Annotated in this window: 14 protein-coding genes; 6 read left to right on the top strand and 8 right to left on the bottom strand. The window is 63.3% G+C overall.

Features of this window, described 5'->3' with window-relative positions; translation table 11 throughout:
- Nucleotides 1-374 precede the first annotated feature (374 nt).
- The 3 genes from sutA to glnK all read right to left on the bottom strand — a co-directional run bounded on the left by sutA (nucleotide 375) and on the right by glnK (nucleotide 2,850).
- Nucleotides 375-704 carry a transcriptional regulator SutA gene (sutA, locus tag BJQ17_RS19975; protein ID WP_003253643.1) on the bottom strand — a complete coding sequence of 110 codons (330 nt, stop codon included), beginning with the start codon at nucleotides 702-704 and terminating at the stop codon, nucleotides 375-377.
- 429 nt (nucleotides 705-1,133) lie between these two features.
- Entirely contained in the window at nucleotides 1,134-2,465 is a 1,332-nt protein-coding gene (locus BJQ17_RS19970; protein ID WP_003253642.1) for an ammonium transporter, read from the bottom strand.
- Between the two features lie 46 nt (nucleotides 2,466-2,511).
- Nucleotides 2,512-2,850: a P-II family nitrogen regulator gene (gene glnK / locus BJQ17_RS19965; RefSeq protein ID WP_002555808.1), complete on the bottom strand. Its 339-nt coding sequence runs from the start codon at nucleotides 2,848-2,850 to the stop codon at nucleotides 2,512-2,514.
- A 519-nt stretch (nucleotides 2,851-3,369) separates the two neighbouring features.
- On the opposite strand from glnK, the gene BJQ17_RS19960 reads away from it, so the two are divergent.
- Both BJQ17_RS19960 and BJQ17_RS19955 read left to right on the top strand, forming a co-directional pair.
- Entirely contained in the window at nucleotides 3,370-3,636 is a 267-nt protein-coding gene (locus BJQ17_RS19960) for an accessory factor UbiK family protein (protein WP_003253640.1), read from the top strand.
- Nucleotides 3,637-3,990: a gamma-glutamylcyclotransferase family protein gene (locus BJQ17_RS19955; RefSeq protein ID WP_004575824.1), complete on the top strand. Its 354-nt coding sequence runs from the start codon at nucleotides 3,637-3,639 to the stop codon at nucleotides 3,988-3,990.
- Here the strand turns inward: BJQ17_RS19955 and BJQ17_RS19950 are convergent.
- Complete coding sequence (locus tag BJQ17_RS19950; protein WP_004575823.1) at nucleotides 3,944-6,013, bottom strand: DUF4034 domain-containing protein; 2,070 nt, start codon at nucleotides 6,011-6,013, stop codon at nucleotides 3,944-3,946. The genes BJQ17_RS19955 and BJQ17_RS19950 overlap by 47 nt on opposite strands.
- Before the next feature lie 262 nt (nucleotides 6,014-6,275).
- On the opposite strand from BJQ17_RS19950, the gene BJQ17_RS19945 reads away from it, so the two are divergent.
- Entirely contained in the window at nucleotides 6,276-7,766 is a 1,491-nt protein-coding gene (locus BJQ17_RS19945; protein ID WP_070096555.1) for a YifB family Mg chelatase-like AAA ATPase, read from the top strand.
- A 68-nt stretch (nucleotides 7,767-7,834) separates the two neighbouring features.
- Here BJQ17_RS19945 and BJQ17_RS19940 read toward each other — a convergent pair whose 3' ends face one another.
- A complete protein-coding gene (locus tag BJQ17_RS19940) occupies nucleotides 7,835-8,203 on the bottom strand; it encodes a response regulator transcription factor (RefSeq protein ID WP_173881306.1) in 369 nt (122 codons plus the stop codon).
- Nucleotides 8,200-9,192, bottom strand: coding sequence for a response regulator (locus BJQ17_RS19935; RefSeq protein WP_004575820.1), 993 nt, complete (start codon nucleotides 9,190-9,192; stop codon nucleotides 8,200-8,202). Before BJQ17_RS19935 ends, BJQ17_RS19940 begins: the two co-directional genes overlap by 4 nt.
- A gap of 239 nt (nucleotides 9,193-9,431) precedes the next feature.
- Here BJQ17_RS19935 and BJQ17_RS19930 point away from each other — a divergent pair, with 239 nt between their 5' ends.
- On the top strand, nucleotides 9,432-14,480 hold the full coding sequence (locus BJQ17_RS19930; RefSeq protein WP_070096542.1) for an ATP-binding sensor histidine kinase: 5,049 nt from the start codon (nucleotides 9,432-9,434) through the stop codon (nucleotides 14,478-14,480).
- Between the two features lie 54 nt (nucleotides 14,481-14,534).
- Here BJQ17_RS19930 and ycaC read toward each other — a convergent pair whose 3' ends face one another.
- Together ycaC and BJQ17_RS19920 are read right to left on the bottom strand one after the other, a co-directional pair.
- Nucleotides 14,535-15,161 (bottom strand): isochorismate family cysteine hydrolase YcaC, encoded by a 627-nt coding sequence (ycaC, locus tag BJQ17_RS19925; RefSeq protein ID WP_003253573.1) that lies wholly within the window; start codon nucleotides 15,159-15,161, stop codon nucleotides 14,535-14,537.
- Nucleotides 15,162-15,233: 72 nt separating this feature from the next.
- Nucleotides 15,234-15,596: a helix-turn-helix domain-containing protein gene (locus BJQ17_RS19920; RefSeq protein ID WP_060544902.1), complete on the bottom strand. Its 363-nt coding sequence runs from the start codon at nucleotides 15,594-15,596 to the stop codon at nucleotides 15,234-15,236.
- A 180-nt stretch (nucleotides 15,597-15,776) separates the two neighbouring features.
- Between BJQ17_RS19920 and BJQ17_RS19915 the strand changes: the two genes are divergently transcribed.
- A complete protein-coding gene (locus tag BJQ17_RS19915; protein ID WP_019752770.1) occupies nucleotides 15,777-16,763 on the top strand; it encodes a GlxA family transcriptional regulator in 987 nt (328 codons plus the stop codon).
- Nucleotides 16,764-16,962: 199 nt separating this feature from the next.
- On the top strand, nucleotides 16,963-18,750 hold the full coding sequence (locus BJQ17_RS19910) for a monovalent cation:proton antiporter-2 (CPA2) family protein (RefSeq protein ID WP_070096541.1): 1,788 nt from the start codon (nucleotides 16,963-16,965) through the stop codon (nucleotides 18,748-18,750).
- Nucleotides 18,751-18,797: the final 47 nt, after the last annotated feature.

Below are 18,797 nucleotides of genomic sequence, written 5' to 3'. Positions count from 1 at the left end.
TTTGCGTCAGTGCGCTAAACGATCATCGACGCTGCGCCAATCACCGCTGACGCAATCGACGCAACGGAAAGACATACCCACCGCCCGGCCTAGTGTCGGGTTTTTTTATGCGCGCTAGGAAATCGTCATGTTAACCAATGCTAAGTAATCCTGAGTAATCCTAAGATTAAATCGCTTTGGACGCTGGCAATGGTCGGCAAGATTACGGCAAGCCCTGGGTAGTTGGTGCAGCAAGATTACCCCAAGGTGGTCGCCGTCGAAGTGGGGGAACAAGTGGGGGAACAAATCTAGCCAAAAAGACAGGAGCCTTATTCTGCGCGGCCTGTATAAATAAAAAGCCCGCAGCGACGGCGGGCTTTTTTGCGATCAGCCACTCAAATAGGGCGGCTGCCGTATTTGTTGTCCGGCTTCTTGGGCGGGTCAGCGACCACGTTGGCCTCGACTTCCTGCACCTTGCCGCCGCGAGAAAGGAATTCTTCCATCGCCTTGGCCAGTGCATCACGCTCTTTCTGCTTGGCTTCCATGCTCGGCATCTCGTCTACCGAGACTGCGGCCTTGGATTTGCCCTTGGCAACGGGTGCCGGGCTGCTGTCGTCATCGCCAGCGTCTTCAACGCCGTCATCAGCCGCCCCTTCAAGGACCTCATCACCCTCGTCTTCGTCGCCTACTTCGAGGTCATCATTTTCCAGATCGTCGTCGCTCATGTTCTACCTCATGACTTGCGAAAAGCAGGTTGGTTATAGACCAGTGCAGCCGTAGACCGGCAGCCACCAGTGAAAATTCAACTGGCCGTGGGTTAGGCCACTGCCCTTGGGTCGGCACTCCTGATGGGAGGCGGCACCCAGCAGGCCCTGCTCCTGGCAGGACCTGACAAATCCATTAGCCCCTGCTGGCCACACGCTATTGGCAAGCCTAGCAAAGGCTGGCGAAGTGTGTGGACTACTCGTCAAACACCCTTCGGCGCGCATTCTAGCGCGCCCGTGGAAAAAGCAAAGCACCATAAACGCCCTATGGCTTGTAAGTTTTTTACCTACGTCACGAACGTGTCGAATAAACCGTTTGCCGTGCGGGAAATGCTGAAAAACTGGCAAAAAAATGCCCGGCAAGCCGGGCAAGTTTTTACCGCGTCGCAGTTACAGGTTGTAGCCGCGCTCGTTGTGCTGAGCCAGGTCAAGGCCGACCGACTCTTCTTCTTCGTTGACCCGCAGGCCCATCACCACATCCAGCACCTTGAGAATCACGTAGGTGACGATGGCGGTGTAGACCACGGTGAAAATCACACCTTTGGCCTGGATCCAGACTTGCATGCCGATGTCGGTGACGGTACCGAAGCCGCCCAGCGCCGGGGCCGCGAACACCCCCGTGAGGATGGCACCGATGATGCCGCCAACACCGTGCACGCCGAAGGCATCCAGGGAATCGTCATAGCCGAGTTTGCGCTTGAGCGTGGTGGCGCAGAAGTAGCAGAGCACACCCGATACCAGGCCGATAATCAGCGCGCCAATCGGCCCGACGGTGCCCGCAGCCGGGGTGATGGCAACCAGGCCAGCAACCACGCCCGAAGCGATGCCCAGAGCACTTGGCTTACCGTGACCGACCCACTCGGCGAACATCCAGCCCAGGGCGGCGGCGGCGGTAGCGATCTGAGTGACCAGCATGGCCATGCCGGCAGTACCGTTGGCGGCAGCAGCAGAGCCTGCGTTGAAACCGAACCAGCCGATCCACAGCATCGCTGCGCCCATCAGGGTATAGCCGAGGTTGTGCGGGGCCATCGGCGTGGTCGGGTAGCCCTTGCGCTTGCCCAGTACCAGGCAGCAGACCAGGCCTGCGATACCGGCGTTGATGTGCACCACGGTGCCGCCAGCGAAGTCCAGTACGCCCCAGTCCCACATCAGGGCACCGTCACCGCTCCACACCATGTGTGCGATCGGCGCATACACCAGGGTGAACCAGATGCCCATGAAGACCAGCATCGCCGAGAACTTCATGCGCTCGGCAAAGGCGCCGACGATCAAGGCCGGGGTGATGATGGCGAACGTCATCTGGAAGGTGATGAACACCGCTTCAGGGAACAGCGCGGTGGCCGAGGTCAGGCTGTTGGGCGTGACGCCGCTGAGGAAGGCCTTGGAGAAGCCGCCAACGAAAGAGTTGAAGTTGAGCACGCCCTTTTCCATACCGGCGGTATCGAAGGCCATGCTGTAGCCGTAGACGACCCAGAGAATGCTCATCAGGCCGGTAATTGCAAAGCACTGCATCATCACCGACAGCACGTTCTTGGAACGCACCATGCCGCCATAGAACAGGGCCAGGCCTGGAATGGTCATGAACAGCACCAGCGCCGTTGCGGTCAGCATCCAGGCGGTGTCGCCGGAGTTCAGCGCTGGGGCAGCTTCCTCTGCCAGGGCAAGCCCGGGCATTACGAGGGACAATAGGGCTCCTAGCCCTGCGATCTTACGCAGAGTCATGTTGTTTTCTCCTGGGGCGTTGGGTTTGGTGAGGCTTTGTTGCTGCTTAAATCGCGTCGGTATCGGTTTCGCCGGTACGGATGCGGATTGCCTGCTCCAGATTCACCACGAAAATCTTGCCGTCACCAATCTTGCCGGTGTTGGCTGCCTTGGTGATGGCTTCGATTACCCGATCAAGGTCCTTGTCATCGATGGCGACATCGATCTTCACCTTGGGCAGGAAATCGACCACATATTCAGCACCGCGATACAGCTCGGTGTGGCCCTTCTGCCGACCGAAACCTTTGACTTCGGTGACGGTGATGCCCTGCACGCCGATTTCCGACAACGACTCGCGCACGTCGTCCAGCTTGAACGGCTTGATGATGGCTGTGACTAGCTTCATGAAACTCTCTCCCGATTTGGTGGACTTGCCCCAGGAAAACAAACCCGTCTCAAGTCTAAGCGCAGCGGTTGGCTTTGTAACGCGTCGTCGGCATCCGGCTCCGCGTGCGCACTGCCTGGTCACAAGGAACTGCTTCAGTGCATGGCTCGTACAGGTCTTTGCAGAAACCTTGCCAGTTCGGACAAAGCGCCGAAAAACAGAGCGTTATGTGATTTGGTCGGGATTGGCCAGTCGCCAGCATTGGAAACATGCACAGTTTCGGTGCGCCGAGGCGGGGCAAGCTGCGCGAAAAATGTGCAACTGATTGAAAACCGCACGCGCTCTTTGTGGGGGCGGCCTTGCGTCGCGATGGGGCTGCGAAGCGCCCCTACGATTTGTGCCTTGGTGCCGATATTGCCGGGGCCGCTGTGCAGCCCAATCGCCACGCAAGGCCATTCCCACAAAGGCCAATGTGCACTCAGGCGCCAGGTTTGTGCGTGCTACACTGGCGGCCATTTCTCCGTTTCAGTGGACAGCCCCATGCTCGCGCCCAAAGCCCTTCTCGATGCCCTGAGCGACCAGGCCTCGCGCCTGTTCAGCAGCGATGCCGCCCAGCCCCGTGCGGAACTGGAAAGCCAGTTCAAAGTGTTGATGCAAGGTGCCTTCAGCAAGCTGGACCTGGTCAGCCGCGATGAGTTCGACAGCCAGATGGTCGTGCTGGCGCGCACCCGCGCACGCCTCGAGGCCTTGGAAAAACAGGTAGCCGAGCTGGAAGCGCGGCTGAACCCAACTTCACAGGATGAGTGAATGCAGCCCTCCAGCGCATACCCGGTACTGTTGTTTTCCTACGGCACCTTGCAGGATAAAGCCGTGCAACTGGCCAACTTTGGCCGTGAGCTGAACGGCCAGGCCGACCGTATGCCGGGCTACCGCCTGGACTGGGTCGAGATCACTGACCCGGACGTACTGGCGACCAGCGGCAAGTCCCATCACCCCATCGTTTCCCCCAGCAGCCAGGCCAACGACAGCGTGGCCGGTATGGTCTTCCAGATCAGCGAAGACGAACTGGCAGCGGCGGACCGCTATGAAGTTGCCGACTACAAGCGTGTCGCCGTCACCCTCGCATCGGGCCTGACAGCCTGGGTTTATGTGCGCGCCTAAGCCCCTCCGATGCAGGTTGAACCCGTAACGACTCGGCGTGGGTAAAGGCCTGTTTCGGTGGTAGCTCGCTTGCATGCAAGGTGCCGCGGAACAACGCCGCCCCGCACTGAGTAAACAATGTCTTCACCCGGTTGTGCGAATTGAGGATCTGGGCCTGGATATCACCAATGGCCGTATCCCTTGGTTGCAAGCTGGCCGCTCGGTTGACCCATTCGATGGCGGCAAAGCGGCTTTGCTTGCGGGTGCCACGCCCCTGCATCCAGGCCAGCCCCAGTTCGGCGCTGGCACGCCCTGCAAGCCACGGGTCCGGGTGCTCGACCAGGCTCAGCAGGTAAGCAACCGCCTCGGTCCGCTCCTGCGCCTCACCAAACCGGCGCAACAAAATCCCCAGATGCAAACGCGCACGCGCGTTGATCTGCGGGTTGCCCAGCGCGTCGACAAGCAGGCGCCTGACCGCCAGCATGGCACTGCGCTCGTTCAAATCCTCATCGCCGTCCATGCGCAGGCAGGCCAGGTTGTATTTGGCCTGCCTGCTGCCCGCCTCCACCGCACGCTGCAGCCAGTACCCGGCGGCCTCGTCATCCAGGTAATGCGCCGGGGTGTTGGCCAGGCCGCCATGGTGCAGCTCGTACAAGGCCAGGGCAGCACCCGGCAGGTTCAGTTCGGCGAAGCGTTCGTACAGGTAGCAGGCCACTTCATGCCGGTTGGCTGCCCACAGCACCCGTGCCACTTCAAGCACTTCGAACCCCGGTGCCTGGCCCGCGCACTGGCGATTCACCGCCCGTTGCAACCATAGCCTTGCCTGCTCGGCCGAGCGTGGCAGCGCCCACAGCCCAAAACGGTGCCCGGCCGCGCGTAATGCACAGGCAGCAGCATGTGAACGGCCGTCACACAGGCGCTCAATAGCGCCGTGTAGCAGTTGCCTCTCATCTACCATGCCATCGCGCAGTATCAGCTCGACCAAACAGCGAAACGGCACGCCCATGGCGCGGATGGCGCCAAGATCGGCATTGCACGCCACGCTCGCGGCAAAGTCGCGCATAGCGCCAGCATGGTCGCCCAATGCCCTGCTGTGCAGCGCCCCCCGCCATGCCAGAACGACAGCACGTTCCCTGGGCCTCAACGGGCGTTGTGACCAGTCTTCGAACACGTGCTGCCAGTCGGCTACGGCCTGCACCTTGTCAGCCTGTGGCAGCTTCAGCCGGCCTTCGACAGCCATCCAGCGCAGCGCATTACGCAAACGCTCGTCCCAGGTTGCGCACAGCGGGCCATTGACCAACAGCTCGAACGCATCGAGGCTGCCGCCCCAGCGGGGCAGCAAGTACACAGCAAGGGCCTGGATCGCTTCGAAGCAACCGGGGCGGGCGATCAGCGCATGGCGCAGCCAGTAATAGCGAGGGTCCTCGTTTTCATGGTCGACCCGCTTGCCCAGGTAGTGCGGTAGCGCCTGTGGCAGCTCGGCCAAGGGCAACAACCCATGCCTCACCAGCAACGGCGCTGCAGTTTCCTGTACCTCTACATCGGCATGGGCACTGGGCCTGAAGCGTGCAGGCTCCCCCTGGAACAGTTGGAGCAACCAACCAGGCTCATGGAGCTGCGCACTGATGCGCAGCATGCCAATGGCCGCTGCCACGGGGTGCGCAGAGCGGTCCATTGCACGCAACAGGTGCGCGGTGGCGGATTCACAAATTTGCGCGACCGCCAGCAAGCGTGCAGCGTTGCGTGGGCCATCAACCTGCACCTGGCAGGCCCGGTGGAAGCAGTGCATACCCATTACCACTTGTGGGTGGTAAGCCCTGGGGCACGCGTCAATCCAGGCTCTGAGCACTTGGCTCAGGGCCCTGTCGCCCTGGTTTTCCTGGTCGAGCAGCATGTGCCCTTCAATGGCCGCCAGGTAGGCCGGGAACTCGCCGGGCGGGGCTTGGCGCCATTGAGCCTCAAGCTTGTCGAAAAAGCGGTTGAGTTCAACGAATGCACTGGCCTGCACCAGTTCGCGAATTGCCTGGTGCGTGCGGGTGAGCATTTGCACGGTGCAATACCTCAAGTCCATTTGAAAGAAGACGCAGTGCCATCCCATGGCAACTGCGGTTGCCCAACAACACTAAGTCATACCTGACGACTGCGCAAAGCCTATTGGATCCATTTTTGCCGAAGCGCATGAAAGCGCAGGGAAAACCCCTGCCCTGAAAAACCACGACGCACACTTGTTGCGCCTGCCATGGCAGCACTGGCTATTCTTTGCCCAGCCGCAGGAAGCGGCATTTTCCAGCAACAACGGAGTGTTCATGTCTCTAGCCCTCGTCCACAGCCGCGCCCAGGTAGGCGTGCAGGCACCGGCGGTCAGCGTCGAAACCCACCTGGCCAACGGCCTGCCTCATCTCACCCTGGTCGGCCTGCCGGAAACCACGGTCAAGGAAAGCAAGGACCGGGTGCGCAGCGCCATCGTCAACTCCGGGCTGAAGTACCCGCAGCGGCGCATTACCCAGAACCTCGCCCCCGCCGACCTGCCCAAGGATGGCGGCCGATATGACCTGGCCATCGCCCTGGGCATCCTCGCCGCCGACGGCCAGGTGCCGATTGCCACCCTGGCCGATATGGAATGCCTGGGCGAACTGGCGCTGTCGGGGAAATTGCGCCCGGTGCAGGGTGTGCTGCCTGCGGCACTGGCGGCACGCGAAGCAGGCCGGGCGCTGGTGGTACCACGGGAAAATGCCGAGGAAGCCAGCCTGGCCGGCGGGTTGGTGGTGTATGCGGTGGGCCACCTGCTGGAGTTGGTCGCCCACCTGAACGGCCAGGTGCCGCTGCCGCCCTACGCAGCCAACGGCCTGATCCTGCAGCAACGCCCCTACCCGGACCTGAGCGAAGTGCAGGGCCAACTGGCAGCCAAGCGTGCCTTGCTGCTGGCTGCGGCAGGGGCGCACAACCTGTTGTTCACCGGGCCGCCCGGCACCGGCAAGACCTTGCTCGCCAGCCGCCTGCCCGGGCTGCTGCCACCGCTGGACGAGCACGAAGCGCTGGAAGTGGCGGCAATCCAGTCGGTCAGCGGGAAAGCGCCGCTGAACAGCTGGCCAAAGCGCCCCTTTCGCCATCCCCATCACTCTGCGTCCGGCCCGGCGCTGGTCGGTGGCGGTAGCCGACCGCAACCAGGTGAAATCACGCTCGCCCATCACGGCGTGTTGTTTCTCGACGAACTTCCGGAGTTTGAGCGGCGCGTACTGGAAGTGCTTCGCGAGCCACTGGAGTCAGGTGAAATCGTGATTGCCCGTGCCCGCGACAAAGTGCGTTTCCCCGCGCGCTTCCAGCTGGTGGCGGCGATGAACCCCTGCCCTTGCGGCTACCTGGGCGACCCCACTGGCCGCTGCCGTTGCAGCACCGAGCAGATCGCGCGCTATCGCAACAAGCTGTCCGGGCCACTGCTGGACCGCATCGACCTGCACCTGACCGTGGCTCGCGAGAGCACTACATTGAACAACCAGCCTTGCGGTGAAACCAGTGCCGATGTCGCCGTCAGGGTGGCTGAAGCGCGGGAGCTGCAGCACAGGCGACAAGGGTGTGCGAATGCATTTCTCGACCTTGAAGGTTTAAGGCATCACTGTGGGTTGGTAGCGGCGGACCAAGTCTGGCTGGAAGGGGCCTGCGAGCGGCTGACCTTGTCGCTACGCGCGGCGCACCGGTTGTTGAAGGTGGCGCGGACGTTGGCGGACCTGGAGGGATGCGAGACGATTGGCCGGACGCACCTGGCCGAGGCCCTGCAGTACCGGCCGGGGAGCAGTTAGATTGCCAGGGCTGTGATGCCCCCTGCAGGCGCGGGTTTACCCGCGAAGAGGCCGGCACAGCCAATACCTCACTGACCGCCGGCCAAAGCCTCTTCAACCACCTTCAGCAGCACCTCTTCAGAAAACGGCTTGCCCAGGCAGGCCAGTGCCCCAAGGCCCATCGCTGCCCGTACCGAGCCATCATCCCAATGTGCCGACATGCAGATCACCGGCAAGCGCCTCCCCCGCTGTGCCAGCTCACGCTGTACCTCCAGCCCGCTCATTCCCGGCATCTTCAGGTCCAGCAACACACAACCCGCCTCGCCCGCCAGTGGCGAGGCCAGGAAGGCGTGCCCGGCGGAAAACGACAAGGTCTCGAACCCCGCCGAGCGCAGCAGGTTAGCCAGGCTTTTGCGCACCGAGGCATCGTCGTCGACGATGCACACCCCTCTGCTCATGCGCCGCCCAGGCTCGCAGACCGCGCTCCGAGGAGGTTGTGCATGGCCGCAAGCTCCAGCAGCGAGCGGGACTGCATTTTGTTCATGATGTTCTTCTTATGCACCTTGGTCGTCACCTCGCTGGTGCCGATCTGCCTGGCGATCTGCTTGTGCGACAAGCCGCCGACCACCAGCGAGAAGACCTGGCGCTCACGCTGAGTCAGGCGCTGGTACTTTTCCTCGACCTGCCGCGCCTGCAGCCACTTGCGGCCTTCGGCCACGGCCCGAGCGCGCACTGCCTGCAACAGGGTCAGCAACTGGTCTTCATCGAACGGCTTGGTCAGAAACTCCACCGCCCCGGCGCGCATGGCCTGGACGGTCATCGGGATGGTGCCGAAGCCAGTCATGAACACGATCGGCCAGGGCAGCGCCAGCCGGCACAGCGCATCCTGTACCTCCAGGCCGCTTGTGCCAGGCAAGTGCATGTCCAGCAGCAGGCAGGCACAGGGGGTTTCCAGGCGGGCCTCGAACAGCGCCTCGGCACTGGCAAACAAGTGGTGCGGGATGTCCTGCGAGCGCAACAGCCGGCCCAACGCGGTGCGCACCGACGGGTCGTCATCCACCACCAGCACCGGCACATTCACGCGCTCATCGAGCGGCTCGACAGTCTCGGCCAGGCTGCGCAGCAATGACCTGCCCAGTGCCTGACCAGGGACCTCGAGGCTGATCTGCGCGGCCAAGCGATAGCCCCGGCGCGGCACGGTCTGGATCAGGCTACGGTCGCCAAAGGCCTTGCGCAGCAAGGACACCTGCACCTGCAAGTTATTGTCCTCGACCACCGTGCCGGACCACACCTGGCTGAACAACTCGTCCTTGCCGACCACGCGGCCCTTGGCCCTGATCAGCGTGGCCAGCACGTCGAAAGCACGCCCACCCAACAGGATCGGCTTGCCGTCGACAAAGACTTCGCGCCGCTCCAGCGACACCTGGGCATTGCCTATTCGGATCATGGCTTCCTCGCGCGGGCACAGGCGTTTTCGCTGCCCTGGGCAGCCTAGGCCAGCGTACCCGTTCAGACAATTATCCCGAGGGATAGGTTGGCCAAAGGACTATACAAAAGCCCGCCAGCCCTCAGGGGACGATAACGGACAACAGCGTGCCCGTTCCTGCCAAGCAGGCTGTAACCCGCATCCACGCTGGGCCCGCTGCGTATACTCGCGCCTCAGGATGTCGCTAGCGGGGGTGCTTTATGCTCGATGAACGCCTTGCCCACAGGCCCATCGATTACGACCAGTCAATCGACGAGGGCTGGCTGAACCGGTGCGAAATCAGCGCGCTGGGCCAGGAAGGTGAGCTCAGCTATTTCCGCCTGCGCGACCCCGCTTCACATCAAGCCTGGATCGCCGTGCGCGCGCCGCTCGAGGCACCTTCCGCCTGTCAGCGCCTGGAGCGTGACTACCGCCTGCAACTGGACCCGCAGTGGGCGGTGATCCCCTCGGCGTTCGTGCGCTCGGCCGAAGGCCCGTTACTGGTGTACCCGGCCGGACGCTCAGTCGCCGACCTGATTGCTGAAGGCCCTGCGGCGCTGGAGCCGTTTCTCGACATTGCGGTGAACGCTGCCCATGCGTTGGCGCAAGCGCACGAACGCAATGTGCTGCACGGTACACTGCAGCCCGAGCATGTGTGCCTGCGTGCCCACCAGCGGGTGCGCCTGGGCTTCTTTCGCGCCGACCCAGCAGAACGGATCAGCGAACAGGGCACCCCGCTCGGCAACTGGGCCTACCTGGCGCCGGAGCAGGTTTGCCCGCACGGAAGCAGCAGCGACCGACGCAGTGATATCTATGCCCTGGGGGCAATCCTCTACCAGTTACTGGTAGGCGAACTGCCGCTGGCCGGGCGCGACACCCAGCACTGGCGACAGCTGCATGCTGGTGTGCAGCCGCGGGCGGCCGGCGAAGTGGACAGCAAGGTGCCGCCCCCCCTCAGCCTGGTCCTGGCAAAGGCCTTGACCAAAGAGCCGGACGCCCGCTACCAGAGCGCGCGCGCCTTTGCAGTGGACTTGGCTCACTGCCAACGGCAGTGGGCCGCCCACAAAACCATGGCACCCTTCACCCCAGGCTGCGCCGACCCGGTAGCGCCCGACCACGCACGCCTGTATGGCCGCAGCGCCGAGCAAAAGGCTATCGCCCTGCTGCTCAAGGCCTTGCATCGCGACAGCAAACCACAAGCCCTGGTCATCTACGGCGCTGCTGGCATGGGCAAGTCGAGCCTGGTCAAAGCAGCTCTCAAGGCCAACGCCGAAGGTTACTGGGCCGTCGGCACGTGCAACAGCCACGCCCAAGCAGTGCCCTACACGCCCTGGATCGAAGTACTCGGTGCCCTGACTACCCAGTTGCTGGCCAAGAACAGTCAGGACCTCGTCACCCTGCGTCGCGAAATCCAGCGCCGCATCAAAAGTCATGGCCGTCTGCTTGGCAAGCTGGCCCCGGACCTGCAACTGATTCTCGGCCCCTTGCCCCAATTACCCGCCAAGCCCACGCGCCTTGCGTTGCACAAGGAACTGCACGCGATCATTGAATTCCTGCAGGTTTTCAGCCGGCCTGGCCAACCGCTGGTGCTGTTCTTCGACGACCTGCAATGGGCCGACGACGCCACCCGGCAACTGCTGGCCCAACTGCTGGCTAACGTGCCGGCTAACCTGCTGCTGATTGTCACCCAGTGCAACGATACGCCCACCACCAGCGCACCGTTGGCCATACCCGCAACAGTGCGAAGCACCACGCTGAACCTGCGGCCGCTGGCCGTTGGAGCGGTGGCCGAGCTGATTGGCGAGCGCTTCCATGTTGCCCCCGAGGCCGCATTTCAACTGGCCGAGCGGGTGCACGGCAAGACGGCGGGCAACCCGTTTTTCATCAACCAGATTCTCAGGGCCATGGTCGAAGACCAGCTGTTCATCTTCGACACCCAGGCCATGCGCTGGTCATGGTGCCTGCAGGCCGTGGCCCGGCACTGCTACTCCGACAATGTCGCCGACCTGATGGTCCACCGCCTGGAGCGCCTGACGGCACCGCAACGCGACCTGTTGCGGGTCGTCAGCGCGGCGGGCAGCCACTGCGATGAACACCTGCTTCGGCAAGTGCTCGCCCAACCGCCAGGCGAACCCTTGAAAGCCTTGATTCGCGCCGGTTTCCTGCAACCGGGCCAGAATGGCTTAGGCTGCACTCATGACCGGGTGATGGAGGCCGCTTATGCACTCACGCCCGTGCACGAGCGCGCCTCGCTGCATGCACGCATCGCCCTGGCCATGCGCCAGGCTTGGCCAGGGCGAACGCACGAGGTGTTGTTCGAGCTCGCCAGCCAGCTGCAACGCGCCAGCCCATGCGGGTTTGCAGCGGATGACTGCGAAGCGTTCCTGCAGCTTTTACGCGAAGCCGCATCCCGCGCACGCGACACCGGCGCCTTCGAACAGGCCGCTGGCTACCTGCACACCGCCGAGCAGTTGCTGCACCACAGCGCCACGCTGGAAAGCCGCGCCACGCATGGCTTTGCCGTCGCCTGCATGGCGACGGAGTGCGACATGCAACTGTCGCGAACGATCGCAGCGCAGGCCCGCCTCACTGAATGCCGCCAGCGTGCCCGCTCGGTGTTGGACCAGGCGCGGGCGTGCCGGCTGCAGGCACTGCTGTACACCTTGCACGGTGACTATCAGGCGGCTATCGACAGCGCCCTGGACGGCCTGGACTTGCTGGGCATAAGCCCGGTGCGGGGCATCGACTGGCAAGAGGTCGAGGCCAGTCATGCCCATGTGCAGGCGTTGATCGAACAGAAGGACCGGCATTGCCTGGAGTCACTGCCGCGCACCGATTCGGAGGAAGTGACGGTTGCCATCAGCCTGCTGGCCACTCTGTCATCATCCTTCTTCGTGAAGGACGACATCTGCTTCCTGCACCTGGCCAAGCTCATGGAGATGTCGCTACTGCACGGCGTTGCCCCTGGCAGCACCTACGGCATGGCCTGGTACGGCGTGATGATTGCCGAGCGTTTTGGCGCTTACCATGATGGCCATGCCTGTTGCCTGGCCGCGCTCAAGCTGATCGAGCGGCACGGTTTCGACGCTGATCTGACCAGCGCGTTGCTGGCCCTGGACCAGGTCAGCGCCTGGACCTCGCCCATGGAATTCGCCCGACGTACCGCGCTGGACGCGGTCGACTCGGCGCGCCTGAGCGGTGACCTGGCGATGAGCTGCTATGCCTGCAACCACCTGGTTTCAGATTCGCTGTTCATGGGCCGCTACCTGCCGGACGTGGTCGAGGAAGTGGCGCAAGGCCTGGCCACTGTGCGTCGCCACGGCTACGGCGATATCGAGCAGATCCTGCTGGCCCAGCAAGCGTTCGTCGCCAACCTGAGCGGCACGCCCTGCCCCGCCCCGGCCACCGCCTCGAGGTCGCCCACCACGCGGTTCTTCCAGCACCTGTTCGCCGCCATGTGCGCCTTCTACATGGGCAATATCCCGAAGGCCATGCGCGACCTGGCATTGGCCGGTGACAACAGCTGGGCGGCACCGGCGCACATCAACCTGGCTGACTATCATCTGTTCCGCGCCCTGGCCCTGGGCAGCCCCGAGGCCCCGGGCAGTCTTGCCGACAAGCTGCGCCAGTTGCAGGCCCTGCGCGAGCGCTTCAGCCGCTGGGCCGGCTTCAACCCGGCCACCTTCCGCAACAAGCAGTTGCTGATCGAGGGCGTCATCGCCAAGCTCGAAGGCGACGGCCTGGCCGCGATTCGCTGCTTTGACCAGGCGCAAATCGCCGCCACCGCTGCCGGTTTCATCCACGAGCAGGCACTGGCCCACGAACAGCTGGCCGAGGTGTGCATCCCCAGCGGCCTGATCTCCGGCGCCAACCTGCACCTGCGTATCGCCCGCGACTGCTTCCATATCTGGGGCGCGACCGGCAAGGTGCACCAGCTTGAGACGTTGCATCCGTTTCTGCGCACCCAGCCGATTCAGGAGACCTACCGTGCCACCCACCAGGCCAGGCTGGACCTCGAAGCCGGCATCGAAGCCGCGCGGGCGCTGTCCGAGGAAGTGCTGCTCGAAGGCCTGATCGAAACCCTGATGGGCCACCTGACCCAGCACTCCGGCGCCGACCATGGCGCGCTGCTGATTGTAAGCGGCGCCGAATTCCAGATGGCCGCCCTGGCCTACATCGATGATGCCGGGCTGCACGTGAGCATGGACAACTGCCAGAAGTTCATGACCCAGGCACCGCTGTCAGTCATCAACACCACCATGCGCACCCGCAAACCGCTGGTGCTCAACGATGCCCTCAGTGAGTGCCCGGAGGCCTTCCGCCAACAGCTGCAAGCGCGCAACGCCCGCTCGGTGCTGTGCCTGCCGCTGGTGATCCAGGGCGTGCTGATCGGCCTGGTGTACCTGGAAAACCGCCTTGTGCCCCACCTGTTCGGCGGTCAGCGCCTGGCCATGCTGGAAATCCTCGCCTCACAGGCAGCGGTGTCGCTACAAACGGCCAAGTTCTACACACGCCTGGCCGAAGAAAACCAGATCCGCGCACAGATGGAGGCTGAGTTGCGCCGCTCGCGTGCGGAACTGGCGCGCAGTGCGCACTTGCAGGCGATGAATGAGCTGTCAGCGTCCATCGCCCACGAGATCAGCCAACCGCTACTGGGCATCGCCTCCAATGCCGCGGCCAGCCTGCGCTGGTTGAAACGCCCCAACCCCGACCTGGAAGAAGCAATTGCCGGCCTGGAAGACATCCGCAACGACAGCGAACGGGCCGGCAACATCGTGCGGGCGCTGCGGTCCCTGGCCAAGCAGTCACCGATGCAACTCAAGGCGGTGAAGCTGGACGAATTGATCCGCGAGGTGGTGCGCCTGACCTCGGCCGACGCCGCCAAGGGCAAGGTGGATGTGCAGACGCAGCTGAAGGCCGGGGTGTGCGTGACAGCCGACCCGGTGCAGTTGCAGCAGTTGGTGTTCAACCTGATTACCAATGCCCTGGAAGCGTTGTCGGGGTATCGCAGTGACGGGGTGCTGAAGATTGCGTCGGCGGTGGTCGAGGATGGGGTGGAGGTCTGCGTGGACGACAACGGGCCGGGTATCGCGGCGGACGAGCGGGAGCGTGTATTCGATGCCTTTCACTCCACCAAGACCGGTGGCATGGGGATGGGCTTGGCGATCTGCAGTTCGGTGGCCCAGGCCCACGGCGGGCAGTTGCAGGCGCTGGTGTCGCAGTTGGGTGGATGCCGGATTCGTTTCAGTCTGCCTGTGAGTCACGCATAGCCTGTGCCGGCCTCTTCGCGGGTTTACCCGCGAAGAGGCCGATTCAGGATTACATCAACGCGAGGCCAGCGCCGCGTAGCTGTTCATCAGGTTGCGGTAGTTGGGAATACGCTGCGACAGCAGGTTGCCCAGCCCTTCGATGTCGTTGCGCCAGTCGCGGTGCAGTTCGCAGGCCACCGAGAACCAGTTCATCATCTGCGCACCCGCCTGGGTCATGCGCACCCAAGCCGCTTGCTGCACGGTTTCGTTGAAGGTGCCCGAGGCATCGGTCACCACGAACACTTCAAAGCCTTCCGCCAGCGCCGACAGGGTCGGGAATGCCACGCACACATCGGTCACCACACCGGCGATGATCAGTTGCTTGCGGCCCGTGGCCTTGATTGCCTTGACGAAGTCTTCGTTGTCCCAGGCGTTGATCTGGCCCGGACGGGCAATGTACGGCGCATCCGGAAACATTTCTTTCAGCTCGGGCACCAGCGGGCCATTCGGGCCTTGCTCGAAGCTGGTGGTGAGGATGGTCGGCAGGCCAAAGAACTTGGCCAGGTCGCCCAAGGCCAGCACGTTGTTCTTGAATTCGTTGGGCGAAAAATCCTGCACCAGCGAGATCAGACCGGTCTGGTGGTCGACCAGCAGCACCACGGCGTCGTCTTTGTTCAGGCGCTTGTAATCGGGTTGGCTCATGGGGTGACTCCTTGGGTTGGGATAACGGGCCGGCACTGTCCGCAGGGGGTTATACCGGTGGATAGCTTCGGCTTAAGAAAGTACCTGCGCCTGCCGCCAGGCCTTGGGTGGCTGGCCGACCAGGCGGCTGAAAGCGCGGGTGAAATGGGCCTGGTCGCAAAAACCGCATTCCAGGCTCACATGGGTGATAGGCGCCTCGGTGGTGAGCAAGCGCTTGGCCTTTTCCATGCGCGCCAGCAGGCGCCAGGCCTGCGGCGAAAGGCCGGTGTTGACTTTGAAGGCGCGGGAAAAGTGGCTGCGTGTGAGGTTGCATACCGCAGCGATCTCAATGATCGACAACGGGCTGTGCAACATCAGCTCCTTGGCCCGGCGCAGCCGCGCGGGCGTGAGTGCGCCGGGGGGTTGCAGCGGCGCTTCGGGCGTCCCAGGGTACATGGCGACTCTCCTGTTCAATGCAGAAAGTCTCGCCCCCGGCACATGACGAAGTCCTGAGCCAAACCTGAATTGTTGTTAATTGTGCGCTGCTGGCCCTGGGCGTTTTGCCGATATCTTAAGATGCGTTTCGTATTCAGCTTCTGGCCGCTACCTGCGGCCGGCATTCAAGGCGACAGAGGCATGCAGGAAAAACCCGCCCACCGCACCGTGGCCATGGTGCTGTTCAACGATGTGCTACTGCTGGATGTCACCGGCCCCATGGATGCATTCGCCATCGCCAACCGGTTCTTGCCTGCAGCACGGCAATATCGGCTGCTGACCTTGGCCGAGGGGCAAGCAGTGGTGCGCGGCTCATGCGGCCTGAAGGTGGTGGCAGACCAGCGCCTGGAAGACTTGCCGGAGGCCGTCGACCTGTTGCTGGTGCCGGGCGGCCCAGGGGCCTATGACACCGCCCTGCCAGGGATCGAGCGCTGGCTGCCCAAGGCCGCACGCCAGGCGAAGCGCTTCGGCGCCATCTGCACCGGGGTGTTCCTGCTGGGGCGGGCCGGGTTACTGAATGGCTATCGCTGTACCACCCACTGGAACTACGTGGAGCGCCTGGCACAGGCGTTCCCCGAGGCCAAGGTGGAGACCGAGCAGATCTACGTGATGGACCGCTGCCTGATCACCTCGGGCGGTATCACTGCTGGGATCGACCTGGCATTGGCGGTGGTGGCCGAGGACCATGGCAAGGCGCTGGCCCTGGAAGTGGCCAAGGTACTGCTGGTTGCCCGCCACCGTCAGGGCGGGCAGACACCCTACGGGCCGTTGCTGGCTGCGGTACCACGCGATGACTCGCCGATTGCCCGGGTACAGGCCTATATCGTCGACCACATCGAGCAGGCGTTCACCGTGCAGAAAATGGCCGAACTGGTGGCCATGAGCGGGCGCAACTTTGCCCGGACGTTTCAGCGTGAGGTGGGCATTACGCCGCTGCAGTACCTGCAGAATGCGCGCATCGATCGCGCACGCAAGCTGCTCGAATGCGGTGACCTGCCGATGAAGGTGGTGGCGGCGCAGTGCGGGTTTGGCAGTGACCGACACATGCGCAAGGTATTCTTTGAGCGAATTGGCATGACGCCGGCGCAGTATCGGGCACAGTTTGGTGGCGGTGAACAGTCGGATTAGCGCTGCCTTCCTCGCGGGCGCGCCCGCTCCCACAGAGACAGCACAGGCCTTGAAGCCTGGGTAGGCGCCGGCACCGATTGTCACCCTGAACAGGACAATGTTTCTTCCCGTCAGATGATTGTCTGACCCCACCCCACCCCTCAGAATTGTCCGTCAAACTGTTCGAACGCTGCCCCGGCAGCTCATGGAGTACGAGCCAATGCCACACGAAGGCAGCCTTCTACAAACCGCGGTGATCTTCCTGCTTGCCGCCGTCCTCGCCGTCCCCCTGGCCAAGCGCCTGCAACTGGGTGCCGTGCTCGGCTACCTGCTCGCCGGTGTGGTCATCGGCCCGCAAGCACTTGGCCTGATCCGCGACACAGAAAGCGTGGCGCACATTTCCGAACTGGGCGTGGTCTTGCTGCTGTTCATCATCGGCCTGGAACTGTCGCCCAAACGCTTGTGGCTGATGCGCAAGTCGGTGTTTGGTGTCGGCACTGCCCAGGTGGTGCTGACCGGTGCAGTCATCGGCGCCATCGCCCTGTTCGGTTTCAGCCAGACGCTGCCAGCAGCCATCGTGCTCGGCCTGGGCCTGGCGCTTTCGTCCACCGCCCTTGGCCTGCAGAGCCTGGCCGAGAGCAAGCAGCTCAATGCACCGCACGGCCGTCTGGCGTTCGCCATCCTGTTGTTCCAGGACATCGCCGCGATCCCGCTGATCGCCTTGGTACCGCTGCTGGCCGCCAGTGGCCCGGACACCAGCCAAGGCGACAGCCTGCAACACGGCCTGAAGGTATTCGCCAGCATCGCCGTGGTGATCATCGGCGGTCGCTACCTGTTGCGCCCGGTGTTCCGCACCGTGGCCCGCACCGGCCTGCCGGAAGTGTCTACTGCCACCGCACTGCTGGTGGTGATTGGCACCGCCTGGCTGATGGAAGAAGCGGGTATCTCCATGGCCCTTGGCGCTTTCCTCGCCGGCCTGCTGCTGGCCGACTCGGAATACCGTCACGAGCTGGAATCGCAGATCGAACCCTTCAAGGGCCTGCTGCTGGGGCTGTTCTTCATCAGCGTGGGCATGGGCGCCAACCTGCGCCTGCTGCTGGAAATGCCACTGGTGGTGCTGGGCCTGACCCTGTTGCTGGTGGCCGTGAAGCTGCTGTTGCTGATAGGCGTCGGCCGCTTGGTCGGCGGCCTGAACAGCGCCAGCGCCCTGCGCCTGGGCATGGTGCTGGCGGCCGGTGGCGAGTTCGCCTTCGTGGTGTTCAAGCTGGGCAAGGACCAGGGCCTGTTCGACACCCAGACCTACGACCTGCTGCTGATGACCATTACCCTGTCGATGGCCATCACCCCGCTGCTGATGCTGGGTTGCGCCCGCGCCCTCAAACGCCCGCAACCGGCGCGTGAAGTGCCCGAGCAATACAAGCAGATCCAGACGGATACGCCGCGGGTGGTGATCGTCGGCATGGGCCGCATGGGCCAGATCGTCGCGCGCATCCTGCGGGCACAGAAGATCCCGTTCGTTGCCTTGGAAACCTCGGTGGACACCATCGAGATGACCCGTATGTTCGAACAGGTGCCGGTGTTCTACGGCGACCCGCTGCGCCCGGAGGTGTTGCATGCCGCCAAGGTGGGTGAAGCGGAGTACTTCATCATCACCATTGATGACCCTGAAGCCGCCATTCATACCGCCGCACGGGTGAAGCGTCTGTACCCTCACCTGAAGGTGCTGGCCCGGGCGCGCAACCGCCAGCATGTGCACAAACTGGCGGATGTGGGCGCCGAGCCGATTCGCGAGACGTTTTATTCCAGCCTGGAAATGACTCGCCGGGCACTGGTGGGGTTGGGCCTGAGCGATGAACAGGCGGCAGACCGTATTGCGCGGTTCACCCAGCATGACGAAGAGGTGCTGGAGGCCCAGGGGCAAGTGCGTGATGACCGGGCCAAGGTGATGCAGACGGCCAAGGAGGCGCGGGTGGAGTTGGAAAGGTTGTTTGATTCGGATGCGGATTGAGGCCTTTTGGCGCATGCCTTGAGGGTTGTAGTGCGTGTGAGATCGAA

This window comes from Pseudomonas sp. NBRC 111139 (assembly GCF_001753955.1).
GTDB lineage: Bacteria > Pseudomonadota > Gammaproteobacteria > Pseudomonadales > Pseudomonadaceae > Aquipseudomonas > Aquipseudomonas alloputida.
The sequence above is the reverse complement of the archived record's forward strand: the minus strand, read 5'-3'. Positions and strand labels throughout refer to the sequence as shown.

What these genes read in the sequence shown, in the direction of transcription:
- glnK (WP_002555808.1), bottom strand. Translation starts at nt 2,850, where the DNA reads ATGAAGCTAGTCACAGCCATCATCAAGCCGTTCAAGCTGGACGACGTG.
- BJQ17_RS19910 (WP_070096541.1), top strand. Translation starts at nt 16,963, where the DNA reads ATGCCACACGAAGGCAGCCTTCTACAAACCGCGGTGATCTTCCTGCTT.
- BJQ17_RS19950 (WP_004575823.1), bottom strand. Translation starts at nt 6,013, where the DNA reads ATGCTCACCCGCACGCACCAGGCAATTCGCGAACTGGTGCAGGCCAGT.
- BJQ17_RS19935 (WP_004575820.1), bottom strand. Translation starts at nt 9,192, where the DNA reads ATGATCCGAATAGGCAATGCCCAGGTGTCGCTGGAGCGGCGCGAAGTC.
- BJQ17_RS19915 (WP_019752770.1), top strand. Translation starts at nt 15,777, where the DNA reads ATGCAGGAAAAACCCGCCCACCGCACCGTGGCCATGGTGCTGTTCAAC.
- BJQ17_RS19940 (WP_173881306.1), bottom strand. Translation starts at nt 8,203, where the DNA reads ATGAGCAGAGGGGTGTGCATCGTCGACGACGATGCCTCGGTGCGCAAA.
- sutA (WP_003253643.1), bottom strand. Translation starts at nt 704, where the DNA reads ATGAGCGACGACGATCTGGAAAATGATGACCTCGAAGTAGGCGACGAA.
- BJQ17_RS19955 (WP_004575824.1), top strand. Translation starts at nt 3,637, where the DNA reads ATGCAGCCCTCCAGCGCATACCCGGTACTGTTGTTTTCCTACGGCACC.
- BJQ17_RS19930 (WP_070096542.1), top strand. Translation starts at nt 9,432, where the DNA reads ATGCTCGATGAACGCCTTGCCCACAGGCCCATCGATTACGACCAGTCA.
- BJQ17_RS19920 (WP_060544902.1), bottom strand. Translation starts at nt 15,596, where the DNA reads ATGTACCCTGGGACGCCCGAAGCGCCGCTGCAACCCCCCGGCGCACTC.
- ycaC (WP_003253573.1), bottom strand. Translation starts at nt 15,161, where the DNA reads ATGAGCCAACCCGATTACAAGCGCCTGAACAAAGACGACGCCGTGGTG.
- BJQ17_RS19970 (WP_003253642.1), bottom strand. Translation starts at nt 2,465, where the DNA reads ATGACTCTGCGTAAGATCGCAGGGCTAGGAGCCCTATTGTCCCTCGTA.
- BJQ17_RS19945 (WP_070096555.1), top strand. Translation starts at nt 6,276, where the DNA reads ATGTCTCTAGCCCTCGTCCACAGCCGCGCCCAGGTAGGCGTGCAGGCA.
- BJQ17_RS19960 (WP_003253640.1), top strand. Translation starts at nt 3,370, where the DNA reads ATGCTCGCGCCCAAAGCCCTTCTCGATGCCCTGAGCGACCAGGCCTCG.